The sequence below is a fragment of the Streptomyces sp. NPDC091279 genome, from assembly GCF_044757465.1.
In the GTDB taxonomy this organism is placed as follows: Bacteria; Actinomycetota; Actinomycetes; order Streptomycetales; family Streptomycetaceae; genus Streptomyces.
The window spans coordinates 262,658-274,416 of record NZ_JBIVVA010000005.1; the positions used below are offsets into that span (position 1 = coordinate 262,658).

Annotated in this window: 11 protein-coding genes and 1 riboswitch; of the genes, 4 read left to right on the forward strand and 7 right to left on the reverse strand. The window is 70.8% G+C overall.

Annotation, left to right across the window (positions count from 1 at the left end; all coding sequences use genetic code 11):
• Nucleotides 1–75 precede the first annotated feature (75 nt).
• From ACIQOU_RS14600 to ACIQOU_RS14620, 5 genes are all read right to left on the reverse strand, one after another.
• Complete coding sequence (locus ACIQOU_RS14600; protein ID WP_401537029.1) at nt 76–1,869, reverse strand: ABC transporter substrate-binding protein; 1,794 nt, start codon at nt 1,867–1,869, stop codon at nt 76–78.
• Nucleotides 1,870–1,943: 74 nt separating this feature from the next.
• Nucleotides 1,944–2,951: an ABC transporter permease gene (locus tag ACIQOU_RS14605; RefSeq protein ID WP_401537030.1), complete on the reverse strand. Its 1,008-nt coding sequence runs from the start codon at nt 2,949–2,951 to the stop codon at nt 1,944–1,946.
• Between the two features lie 291 nt (nt 2,952–3,242).
• Nucleotides 3,243–4,040, reverse strand: coding sequence for an enhanced serine sensitivity protein SseB C-terminal domain-containing protein (locus ACIQOU_RS14610; RefSeq protein ID WP_401537032.1), 798 nt, complete (start codon nt 4,038–4,040; stop codon nt 3,243–3,245).
• Nucleotides 4,041–4,172: 132 nt separating this feature from the next.
• On the reverse strand, nt 4,173–4,964 hold the full coding sequence (locus tag ACIQOU_RS14615; RefSeq protein ID WP_401537033.1) for an enhanced serine sensitivity protein SseB: 792 nt from the start codon (nt 4,962–4,964) through the stop codon (nt 4,173–4,175).
• Between the two features lie 147 nt (nt 4,965–5,111).
• On the reverse strand, nt 5,112–5,789 hold the full coding sequence (locus ACIQOU_RS14620; RefSeq protein WP_401537346.1) for an AAA family ATPase: 678 nt from the start codon (nt 5,787–5,789) through the stop codon (nt 5,112–5,114).
• Nucleotides 5,790–6,024: 235 nt separating this feature from the next.
• Nucleotides 6,025–6,137, forward strand: a riboswitch (glycine riboswitch).
• A gap of 183 nt (nt 6,138–6,320) precedes the next feature.
• Between ACIQOU_RS14620 and gcvT the strand changes: the two genes are divergently transcribed.
• The 4 genes from gcvT to ACIQOU_RS14640 all read left to right on the forward strand — a co-directional run bounded on the left by gcvT (nt 6,321) and on the right by ACIQOU_RS14640 (nt 10,805).
• Nucleotides 6,321–7,442, forward strand: a complete 1,122-nt coding sequence (gene gcvT, locus ACIQOU_RS14625) for a glycine cleavage system aminomethyltransferase GcvT (RefSeq protein ID WP_401537034.1) — start codon at nt 6,321–6,323, stop codon at nt 7,440–7,442.
• Nucleotides 7,443–7,572: 130 nt separating this feature from the next.
• Nucleotides 7,573–7,953, forward strand: coding sequence for a glycine cleavage system protein GcvH (gene gcvH / locus ACIQOU_RS14630; protein WP_401537036.1), 381 nt, complete (start codon nt 7,573–7,575; stop codon nt 7,951–7,953).
• Nucleotides 7,954–7,970: 17 nt separating this feature from the next.
• On the forward strand, nt 7,971–9,227 hold the full coding sequence (glyA, locus tag ACIQOU_RS14635) for a serine hydroxymethyltransferase (protein ID WP_401537037.1): 1,257 nt from the start codon (nt 7,971–7,973) through the stop codon (nt 9,225–9,227).
• A gap of 210 nt (nt 9,228–9,437) precedes the next feature.
• Nucleotides 9,438–10,805, forward strand: coding sequence for an L-serine ammonia-lyase (locus ACIQOU_RS14640; RefSeq protein ID WP_401537038.1), 1,368 nt, complete (start codon nt 9,438–9,440; stop codon nt 10,803–10,805).
• Here the strand turns inward: ACIQOU_RS14640 and ACIQOU_RS14645 are convergent.
• Together ACIQOU_RS14645 and ACIQOU_RS14650 are read right to left on the reverse strand one after the other, a co-directional pair.
• On the reverse strand, nt 10,792–11,391 hold the full coding sequence (locus ACIQOU_RS14645; protein ID WP_401537039.1) for a hypothetical protein: 600 nt from the start codon (nt 11,389–11,391) through the stop codon (nt 10,792–10,794). The genes ACIQOU_RS14640 and ACIQOU_RS14645 overlap by 14 nt on opposite strands.
• Entirely contained in the window at nt 11,388–11,756 is a 369-nt protein-coding gene (locus ACIQOU_RS14650; RefSeq protein WP_401537040.1) for a hypothetical protein, read from the reverse strand. Before ACIQOU_RS14650 ends, ACIQOU_RS14645 begins: the two co-directional genes overlap by 4 nt.
• Between the last annotated feature and the right edge of the window lie 3 nt (nt 11,757–11,759).

Here is an 11,759-nt window from a genome sequence, read left to right on the forward strand (position 1 = left end):
GGTCGTCCGATGGCCCGCGGTCACGCCGCGCCGGCCTTCACCTGCCTTTCGTGCCGTTCGGCGGGTGTGCCGGGTTTACTTCTTGGGGTTTTTCAGGCCGAGGTTGACGAAGTCGTACATTCCGCTGTAGCCGTCGGAGGTGTACACGTTCGCCAGGTTGTCCGAGCGCCAGTTGATGAACTTCTCGAAGGTGAAGGGCAGGTAGTACGCGCCCTCCATGACCTTGTGGTTGATCTCGGTGGCGATCTTGGCCTTGCCGGAGCTGTCCAGCGTGGTCACGTACGAGTCGAAGAGACCGTCGATCTTCTTGTCGTCGATGAGCGCGTAGTTGTTGTTGCCGCTCTGCTGGATGTACTTGCTGTCCCACAGCGGCAGACCGAAGCCCTGGACCGACGGGAAGTCGGCGCCCCAGCCCATGATGATGATGCCGTAGCCCTTCTTCTTCACGTTCGAGGGGCTGCCGATGATGCCGGCGGTCTGCGAGCCGTCGTACTGGTCGATGTCGGCGATGATGCCGATCTTCTTCAGCGACGCCTGGAGGGACTGCGCGGAGGCCACCTCGACCGGCTTGTTGTTGCGGACCGCGATGGTGGTCTTGAAGCCGTTCGGCTTGCCGCAGGCCTTGAGCGCGGCCTTGGCCTTGGCCTCGTTGCCGTTCTTGTCGGCGCCGGCGATGTCGTACGGGTCGTACTTCTGGCCCTCGGCGCCCGGGACGGACGGCGGGAGCATGTTGGTGCCGATGGCGCCACCGGCGACCGGGCCGCCACGAGCGGTCTGGATCGAGACGTGGTCCGCGCCGTAGATGACGGCCTTGCGGCACTCGACGTTGTCGAACGGCTTCACGCTCTGCGGGAAGGCCGCGTACCGGATGTAGCCGGAGACCGGGTTGTCCAGGTTGGCCTTGTGCTCCTTGAGGGCGGTGGTGCGGCCCTGCGGGGAGAGACCGGTCTGGGCGAGGTCCAGGTCCAGGTCACCGTTGATCAGACGCTGGTCGAGCTGGTTGGCGTCCGAGAAGAAGTCGATCGTGATCTTGTCCGGGTACGCCTTGCGGATCGGGTCCGAGGACTGCTTCCACTCGGTGTTGCGCACCAGGGTGAGGTTCTTGCCCGGGCTGTAGGACTGGAACTTGTACGGGCCCGAGGAGAACGGGTGCAGACCGTACTTGGCCTTGGTGTCCTTGTCCTGGCGGACCGGCGAGGCCGAGGTCAGGGCCAGCATCTCCTGGAAGTCCGAGTTGGCCTCGGGCAGCTTGAAGACGATGGTCTTGTCGTTCGGCGTCTCGATGGCCTTCAGGCCGAGCTTGTCCTTGGACGTGTCCTTGTAGGGGCCCTTGTACTCGCCCTTGGGGTCGAGGACGTCCTTCAGGTACGTCGGCCCCCCGGACAGCACGTCCTGCGCCCACACGCGCTCGATGCCGTACTTCACGTCCTTCGACGTGATCGGCTTGCCGTCCTCCCACGTGCTGCCGTCACGCAGGGTGTACGTGTAGGTCTTCCCCCCGTCGGAGACCTTGGCGAGCCCAGTGGCGAGGTCCGGAGAGAGCGAGGCGCCGTCCTTGCCGGGCTTCGGGCTGTTCGTGACCAGCTGACGGCTGTAGTAGCGGGAGAAGTCCCACATGAAGCCGTAGTAGCCGCGGGTGGTGTCCCACGAGTCCGCGTCCTGGGCACTGCCGAACTTCAGCGTGCCGCCCTTCTTGACCTCGGAGGCCTGGGCGACCTTGTTGTTCGCCGCGTCGAAACCGGCCGCGCCGGTCTTCGAGCCGGTGTTGTCGTCGCCGCCGCCGCACGCCGCCGTCGTCAGCAGCGCGGCGACCGCGCCGGCGGCGGCGATTGCCTGCCTGCGCCGCCTGGGAGTGCGTTGGGTAGTCACGATCTCGGTTCCTCCGGATTTGATGAGAGACCCCGTGGGCGAGGCCACGGGACAGGTGAGGTGCGGCGCGCGGTCTAGCGGGACGCCTTCGGGTCGAGCGCGTCCCGGACGCCGTCGCCGAAGAGGTTGAAGGCAAGAACGGTGATGAAGATCGCGACACCCGGGACCACCATGTACATGGGGTCGGAGTCGTAGTAGTCGATCGCGCTGGAGAGCATCTGGCCCCACGACGAGGTGGGCGGCTTGACGCCGACGCCGAGGAAGCTGAGCGCCGCCTCGGTGAGGATGTTCGTCGGGATCATCATCGTCGTGTACACGATGATGGGGGCGACGAGGTTGGGCAGCAGTTCCTTGAAGAGGATGTAGAGCCGCCCGGCGCCCAGCGAGCGCGCCGCCTCGACGTACTCGCGCTCCCGCATCGAGAGCGTCTGGCCGCGCACCACGCGGCCGATGTAGGGCCAGCCGAAGAAGCCGATGACCAGGATCATCACGAACACGCGCACGTTCGAGCCGCTCATCCCCAGCAGGTTGCCGGGCATGACGGAGACCAGGGCGATCGTGAAGAGGAGCTGCGGGAAGGCCAGCAGGCCGTCCATCACGCGGCTGACGACCGAGTCGATCCAGCCGCCGAAGAAGCCCGCCAGGACGCCCAGGATCACACCGAGGACGACGGCGACCATGGCGGAGAGGAACCCGACCAGGAGGGAGACGCGGGCGCCGTAGAGGATGCGGGAGAAGATGTCGCGGCCGTTGACCGGCTCGACGCCCAGCAGGTGGTCGCCGCTGATGCCGCCCAGCGACCCCTTGGGGGTGCCGAAGAGGGGGTCGATCAGGCTCTCGTTGTAGGCGTCCGGGTCCTGGCCGAGCAGGTGGGTGATCACCGGCGCGAGCAGGGCGAGCGCGATGAGGACGAGCACGACCACGCCGCCGGTGAGGGCCAGCTTGTCCCGCTTGAGGCGCTCCCAGGCGATCCGCCCCAGGGAACGCCCCTGTACGGCCTTCACCCCGGCATTCGCGACCGCCGCTTCCTCGGCCGGGCTCGGGGCCGCTTCCGCGGTCGGCTCGTGCAATGGTGCCGTCATCAGGCAGGGACCCCTCTCAACCGGCGGTAGCCGGCCCGCACTTGCCGCTGGTAGCGGCGTCATCAGTCCGTCGTACACAGGGACAGAAGGCCCCTGGTGCGGGAGTCTTCAACGCTTTGGCGATCTGCGACCAGACTTGACGGCGAATGGATGCGCAAACGTGATGCGGGTAGAGGGGTTCCGTTATCCGGACTGCGGGTAACGGGGGTCGGACGCGTGTGAAATCACCAATTAACGGACATCTACCGATCTTTCGGGTCGATCTACGCGCGAAGATCCGGAGGCGCCCTCTCAGTAACCGCCCTGCACCGGCGGGTAGCCGTACCCGGCGGCCGGCGACTGGACCGGCGCGACATGGGCCTCGCGGTCGTAGAACGGACGCGCGCTCGCCCGCATCCACATCGCCACCGGATCGTTCTCGTCGCTCATCGCGACCGTCGAGACGGGCAGCCCGTCCGGAACGGCGCCGATCGACTGCTGCATCATCGCCCGCACCGAGTCGACGGCCGGCGGCGAGGTGTCGTAGACGTCGAGCCCGATCGCGAGGTACGGCGCCCCGTGGGCCGGCTGCACCCAGGCGCGGCGCAGCGAGCGGACGGCCGGGGTGCGGTGGGCGTTCTGCGCGAGCAGGGCGTAGAACTGCGGGATCTCGATGCCGGGCTCGGCCAGCCTGAGCGGTCCGGCCGGCTGGCGTTCCAGACCCGAGGCGATCCGGCGCAGGTCGAGCCACGGGATGCCGAGGCCGCCGCCGGGGGCGTGCGGGTTGAGCCAGAGACCGAAGTGGTCGGGGTAGAGGGTGCGGGCGACGTCGAGGCCGTCGGCCACCTCGTAGGAGCGGTTCCAGCCGCTGGCGGACAGCTCCTGGGCGGAGGTGACGCAGGGCGCGTAGCCGTGGCCCTCGACCTCCATGTTCCCGTACTGGGCGTCGGGGGAGCCGGCCTGGCCGTGCCACAGCAGCATCCAGACCTGGCCGGAGGAGGGGGTCGCCAGGGCGTGCAGCAACGCCTCGTAGGCGTCGTAGCGCCCGGGCGTTACCTGACGCAGCATGTGCTCGACCTGTCCGGCCGCCGCGGTGCCGCTGGCGCTCACCTGTACCGCCCCTTCTGGAGGTTGCCCGGAGTATGGAACCAGCTTAAGGGGCCCGGGGCCCGGGGGTTCGCGGGCTTGACGGGCCCCGTTCCCGACGCTCTCGCCGTCCGCCCGCGCCCCCGTGCGCCGGTGTCAGTAGGCCTGTTGGTAGAACGGGCGGACGCTCTCCCGCAGCCACCGCGCGACCGGGTCGTCGGTCACGTCGAGCAGTACCAGGTTGACCTGCCACGGGATCGCGGCGCGGCCCAGCGCCCGGCCCAGCGCCTCGGTCGGCAGGGCGTGCGGGTCGCCCTCCCACTGCGTCAGCTCGACGCCGACGAACATCACCGGCGCGGCCGTCTCGATCTCGGCCAGGCAGCGGCGGGCGGTGCGCACCACCCCGGTCGCCTCGAACTCGGCCGAGGCGGCGGTGAGGAAGTCGACCGGGTCGTCCTGCCAGTCCGGCTCGAAGAGGCGTACCCGGCCGCCGCTCGCCGGTCCGTCGAGGGAGGTGCGCCCGGCCCGGCACAGCTCGGTGACGGCGGCGGGCGGCAGCGGGATGCCGAGGGTGCCGTCGGGGTTGAGGGCGAGGCCGAGCTGCGGGGGCAGGCCGCGGGCGAACTCGACGGCCGGGGCGATCGTGAACGACATGTGCGCGCCGACGACCGCGCGGAACTGTTCCTCGGAGCTGAAGACCGGCACATAGGCCTGGCCGTCGATCTCCAGGGTGGGCAGGTCGAGCGGGCCGCTGTGCGGGCCGCCGCCGTTGGGCAGCGGAATCCACAGGAAGCTGCGGGCGAGGACCTCGACGATCCGGGCGCCGGCCGTGGGGACGCCGAGGGAGGCGGAGAGCACCTCCTCCAGCTCGTTGCCCGGCCAGCCGCCGTGCGGCTGGGGGTGCGTCTGTATCGGAAAGTCCGCGGGAAGTTCCGCCGGGAAGTCCATCACTGCTGACCGCCTGTTGAATACCACTGCTGAGGTGGGCAAGGCTAACCCGCGCCACGCGCCCCGGTCTTGGCCCGTGCGGCCGGATTCGGCCCCGGCCCCGACCTGGCCCGGCCCTGGCCCGGCCGATCGGCTTCGCGGCCGGATTCAGTCCCGGCCCAGGAAGCCGATGCCGCGCAGTACGTCCGCCGCGTCCCGGTCGAGCAGGACCGCCGAGCCGACGCCCTCGGGCAGGTCGCCCCGCTCCACCGAGCGGATCAGGCGGGCGGCGGCGCCCCGGTGGCGCAGGAACGCGTACCGCGAGACGCCCCGGCCGCGCTCGCGCTGCCCGGACAGCGCGGTGTCCGGCGTGACGTCGAGCAGCAGCAGGTGCAGGGTGCCGCCACGGCGCCGGGCGGTGCGGGCCAGCCAGCCGCGCACCCAGGCCTGGGTGCCGCAGTCGTGCACGACGACGCCCTCGCCGCGGCGCAGCGCCCGGCCGAGTCCGGCGTAGTGGGCGAGCCTGACCAGCGGGCGGTAGACGGCGTAGGGCAGATAGCGGCCCAGGCGGGTGTCCCAACGGTCGCGGGTGTCCTGGGAGTCGACGCGGGTGCCTCGTACCGCCCGGCGCATCAGGGTGGACTTGCCGCTGCCGGGCAGCCCGGTGACGACGACCAGGTCGCGGGGGCCGAAGAGCAGGGCGTGCGGGCTGTGTCCCGAGCGGTCGCGCAGGTCGCGGACCACGCGCGGGCGGCGGGGGCGGGCCTCAAGGGCCGGGGCCGCCGGCTGGTTCGGCAGCGCGACGGCCGAGGTCGTGGCGTACGCCGTGGTCCTGTTCACCGTGATCGTCCTCCCCTGGGCCGGGTGTGGGGTCCCGTCCCTCTGCGGTGTCTCTCCCCTCCGAGTGTAAAGAGAAGGTAATGTGCGGCGCCTCGCGTTTTCGTCCCCGTCCTGCCACAGCCCTGTGACAGAGGGGGGCGCCGGTCGACAGCGGGGAGCGCCGGAGGGGGTCGCCAGAGGGGGCCTGCCGTATTCGGACCGCTCGTGCGATGATGTGCCCGCCAACTGCATACCGGCCGCTTGAATCCGCGCGGGAGAGTCCCCGGCAGCGCTTCACCGAAGCGCGTCGTCCGGGGCGCCGAAGGAGCAAGTCCCTCCCTTGAATCTCTCAGGCCCCGTTACCGCGCGGGCGAGGCACATCTGAAAAGCGGGCCGCTTCCGTCAGTGGCTCCACCCAAGGTGCAAGTCGTGAACCACGCACGCGTGACGCGTTTTCCTTGAACGCGTGGTGCGCGTGTTCACGATGAACCTCTCAGGTTCCGATGACAGATGGGGAGGAACGACCTCGCCCGTCATGCCTTGGGAGAAACGCGTCCGATGAGTAGTTCCGAGCAGCTCCGCCCTACCGCCCTGGATGCCGTGCACCGTGCCCTCGGTGCGACGATGACCGACTTCGCCGGCTGGGACATGCCCCTGCGCTACGGCTCCGAGCGCGACGAGCACGTGGCCGTGCGCACCCGCGCCGGGCTCTTCGACCTCTCCCACATGGGCGAGATCACGGTGACCGGCCCCGAGGCCGCCGCCCTGCTGAACTTCGCCCTGGTCGGCAACCTCGCCTCCGCCGGGGTCGGCCGGGCCCGCTACACCATGATCTGCCGCACCGACGGCGGCATCCTGGACGACCTGATCGTGTACCGGCTCGCCGAGGCCGAGTTCCTGGTCGTGGCCAACGCCTCCAACGCGCAGACCGTGCTGGACGCGCTGCGGGAACGTTCCGCCGGGTTCGACGCCGAGGTGCGTGACGACCGGGACGCCTACGCGCTGATCGCCGTCCAGGGCCCCGAGTCCCCCGGCATCCTCAAGGCGCTGACCGACGCCGACCTCGACGGCCTCGCCTACTACACCGGGCTGCCCGGCACCGTCGCCGGGGTCCCCGCGCTGATCGCCCGCACCGGCTACACCGGCGAGGACGGCTTCGAGCTGTTCGTCGAGCCCGGCCACGCCGTCGCCCTGTGGCAGGCGCTCACCGAGGCGGGCGCGGGCGCCGGCCTGGTCCCGTGCGGTCTGTCCTGCCGGGACACGCTGCGCCTGGAGGCGGGCATGCCGCTGTACGGGCACGAGCTGTCGACGGCGCTGACGCCCTTCGACGCCGGGCTCGGCCGGGTGGTGAAGTTCGAGAAGGAGGGCGACTTCGTGGGCCGCGCCGCGCTGCGCGAGGCCGCCGACCGGGCCGCCTCGACCCCGCCGCGCGTGCTGGTCGGCCTGGTCGCCGAGGGCCGCCGGGTGCCGCGCGCCGGGTACCAGGTCGTCTCCGGCGGCGAGGTGATCGGCGAGGTCACCTCCGGCACCCCGTCGCCGACGCTGGGCAGGCCGATCGCCATGGCGTACGTCGACGCGGCGCACGCGGCGCCGGGCACGCCCGGGGTCGGTGTGGACATCCGGGGCAGCCACGAGCCGTACGAGGTCGTGGCGCTGCCGTTCTACCGGCGCCAGAAGTAGCCCCGCGCCCCGGTAGGGCGGGCCCGTCGCCGCCCGCCGCCGGAGCTTCGCGCGTCCGCCCTGGTCACAGGGTTCCCTCAGCCCCCTCCCGGGTCACCACCACTCCCCCGCGTACAGGAGAATTCAGGACATGAGCAACCCCCAGCAGCTGCGCTACAGCAAGGAGCACGAGTGGCTGTCGGCCGCCGAGGACGGCGTCTCGACGGTCGGCATCACCGAGTACGCGGCCAACGCGCTCGGTGACGTCGTCTACGCCGACCTCCCCGCCGTCGGCACGACGGTGACCGCCGGTGAGACCTGCGGCGAGCTGGAGTCGACCAAGTCGGTCAGCGAGCTGTACTCCCCGGTCACCGGTGAGGTCACCGAGATCAACGAGGATGTGCAGGCCGACCCCTCGCTGGTCAACTCCCAGCCCTTCGAGGGCGGTTGGCTGTTCAAGGTCCGGATCTCCGAGGAGCCGGGCGACCTGCTCTCCGCCGACGCGTACGCCGCCATCACCACCAGCGCCTGAAAGAGGAGGCCTGCCCCATGTCCGTTCTGAACACGCCCCTGCACGAGCTCGACCCCGATGTGGCCGCCGCCGTCGACGCCGAGCTGCACCGCCAGCAGTCCACCCTGGAGATGATCGCCTCCGAGAACTTCGCGCCGGTCGCGGTGATGGAGGCGCAGGGTTCGGTCCTCACCAACAAGTACGCGGAGGGCTACCCGGGCCGCCGCTACTACGGCGGCTGCGAGCACGTCGACGTCGTCGAGGACATCGCCATCGACCGGGTCAAGGCGCTCTTCGGCGCCGAGCACGCCAACGTGCAGCCCCACTCGGGCGCCCAGGCCAACGCGGCGGCGATGTTCGCGCTGCTGAAGCCGGGCGACACGATCATGGGCCTGAACCTCGCGCACGGCGGGCACCTGACCCACGGCATGAAGATCAACTTCTCCGGCAAGCTCTACCACGTCGTCGCCTACCACGTCGGTGACGACGGCCTCGTCGACATGGCCGAGGTGGAGCGGCTCGCCAAGGAGTCCCGGCCGAAGCTGATCGTGGCCGGCTGGTCGGCGTACCCGCGCCAGCTGGACTTCGCGGAGTTCCGGCGGATCGCGGACGAGGTCGGCGCCTATCTGATGGTCGACATGGCGCACTTCGCCGGTCTGGTCGCGGCGGGCCTGCACCCGAACCCGGTGCCGCACGCCCACGTCGTCACCACGACCACCCACAAGACGCTGGGCGGCCCGCGCGGCGGCGTCATCCTGTCCACCGCCGAGCTGGCGAAGAAGATCAACTCCGCGGTCTTCCCGGGTCAGCAGGGCGGCCCGCTGGAGCATGTGATCGCCGCGAAGGCCGTGTCGTTCAAGGTCGCCGCCTCTGAGGACTTCAAGGAGCGCCAGCGCCGGACTCTGGACGGCGCCCGCATCCTGGCCGAGCGGCTGGTCCAGGACGACGCGAAGGCGGTCGGCGTCGACGTGCTGTCCGGGGGCACCGATGTGCACCTGGTCCTCGTCGACCTGCGCAATTCGGAGCTGGACGGGCAGCAGGCCGAGGACCGTCTCCACGAGGTCGGCATCACCGTCAACCGCAACGCCGTCCCGAACGACCCGCGGCCCCCGATGGTGACGTCCGGTCTGCGCATCGGCACGCCCGCGCTGGCCACCCGCGGCTTCACGGCCGAGGACTTCACCGAGGTCGCCGACGTGATCGCTCAGGCGCTGAAGCCGACGTACGACGCGGCGGCGCTGCGGGCTCGGGTGACGGCCCTGACGGAGAAGCACCCGCTGTACCCGAGCCTGTGACCCCGGGGGTCCTGTGACCCCGTAGGTCCGGGTGGCCCCTTCGGCCCGAGGTGATCCCTTGTGGCACGGGGCGCCCGGGACCGGTCGCTTTCGGCGGGCACCGCGCACACTGGAATGAACCGTGCGCGCGGTGCCCGCCCCCTTGCCCCCGTGCGTCAGCCTGTGCACCACCCCTTGCACCACCTGATCCTGTTCTGCTGAGGAGTACCCGTGGCCATCTCGGTCTTCGACCTGTTCTCGATCGGTATCGGCCCGTCCAGCTCCCACACGGTCGGTCCGATGCGCGCGGCCCGCCTGTTCGCGCGCCGGCTGCGCAACGAGGGTCTGCTGGACGGCGTCGCGGCCGTGCGCTGCGAGCTGTACGGCTCGCTCGGCGCGACCGGCCACGGGCACGGCACACCCAAGGCGGTGCTGCTCGGCCTGGAGGGCGCGTCGCCGCGCACGGTGGACGTGGAGAAGGCGGACGACCGCGTCGCGGCGATCAGGGAATCGTCCCGCCTGCGCCTCCTGGACGCCCACGAGATCCCGTTCTCCTTCGACGAGGACATGGTCCTGCACCGCCGGAAAACGCTCCCGTACCACGCGAACGGCATGACGATCTGGGCGTTCGACGCGTCCGGGGCGGAGCTGCTGTCGAAGACGTACTACTCGGTGGGCGGCGGTTTCGTCGTCGACGAGGACGCGGTGGGCGCCGATCGGATCAAGCTGGACGACACCGTCCTGAAGTACCCGTTCCGCACCGGGGACGAACTGCTGCGCCGGGCGCAGGAGACGGGGCTCTCGATCTCCGCGCTGATGCTGGAGAACGAGCGTGCCTGGCGCACCGAGGACGAGATCCGCGCGGGCCTGCTGGACATCTGGGGCGTGATGCGGGCGTGCGTGAGCCGGGGCATGTCCCGTGAGGGCATCCTGCCGGGCGGGCTGCGGGTGCGTCGCCGGGCCGCCGTCTCCGCACGTCAACTGCGGGCGGAGGGCGACCCGTTGGCGCACTCGATGGAGTGGATCACGCTGTACGCGATGGCCGTGAACGAGGAGAACGCGGCCGGCGGCCGGGTGGTCACGGCGCCGACGAACGGGGCGGCCGGCATCATCCCGGCGGTCCTGCACTACTACATCAACTTCGTGCCCGGCGCGGACGAGGAGGGCGTCGTGCGCTTCCTCCTGGCGGCGGGCGCGATCGGCATGCTCTTCAAGGAGAACGCGTCCATATCCGGCGCCGAGGTCGGCTGCCAGGGCGAGGTCGGCTCGGCCTGCTCGATGGCGGCGGGCGCGTTGGCGGAGGTCCTGGGCGGCAGCCCCGAGCAGGTCGAGAACGCGGCCGAGATCGGCATGGAGCACAACCTCGGCCTCACCTGCGACCCGGTCGGCGGGCTGGTCCAGATCCCCTGCATCGAACGCAACGGCATGGCCGCGGTGAAGGCGGTCACCGCGGCCCGGATGGCCATGCGGGGCGACGGCACCCACAAGGTCTCCCTCGACAAGGTCATCAAGACGATGAAGGAGACGGGCGCGGACATGTCCGTCAAGTACAAGGAGACGGCCCGGGGCGGGCTCGCGGTGAACATCATCGAGTGCTAGGGAGGTTGACGGGCCACGTACGGGCAGACGGCTCCGGGTCGTCGAGGTCGTGCGGGGCTGCCGGGTTCTCGGCGGTCCAGTCGGTGTCGCGCAGGCGGTTGAAGTGGATGGCGCCGTCCTTGGGGTTGCCGTACAGCAGGTGGAGGGTGCCGTCGTGCACGGCGAGCGCCGGGGAGGGGGTGGGGGGTGGTCCAACTGCGGCCGTCCGCGCTGGTGGTGACCATGATCCGCTGGGCGGCGTCGGCGTAGGCGAGGTGGAGGGCGTCGCGGAAGACGGCCAGGGCCGTGGCCTCGTCGGCGTCGGCAGCCCGAACGAGGTGACGAACGCGCCCCGGGGCAACTCGGGCAGAACGGCGCGGAGTTGGGCCAGGTAGCCGACCGGTCCCGTGACCTCGGGAACGACGTTCACGCCGAAGGGCCGAACAGTACCGGCGACCACCTCACGGACCAGCCGGGCGGCCCGCGCGGGCGGTTCCTTGTACAGGGCGAGGGTGCCGCCCGCTCCCGCCCGGGACACTGCGGCGCCCATCCTGGCCTGGAGCAACGGGAGTTGGAGGCCCAGCTCGGCCGCCAGCCGGGTCGTCACGCGCGCTCCCCGGCGGTGCCGTCGGTGTGCAGGTACTCGTTCTTGACCGGGGCGAGCAGTTGCATGACGGTGCGGGCGCCGCCCGGCTCGAAGAACGGGTCGGTCGCGGGCCGCCGGTCCAGGGTGAGGCCGAGGGCCGTACCGAAGGCGGCGATCCGCTCCTGGTGCCGGTCGAGGTGGTCCCGGACGGCCTCGGCGGACCCGACGCACACGATCTCCCGCAGGGTGAACCCCCAGAGCCGGCGCAGCTCGTCGTGCCGGTCCTCGTTGCGGAAGCACTGCGCGACGGTGGTGAGCAGGACGGGGGCGTCGGCGCTGGTCCCGGTCAGGCGCAGGAAGCAGCCGTAGCAGGCGGCGGAGGGCAACAG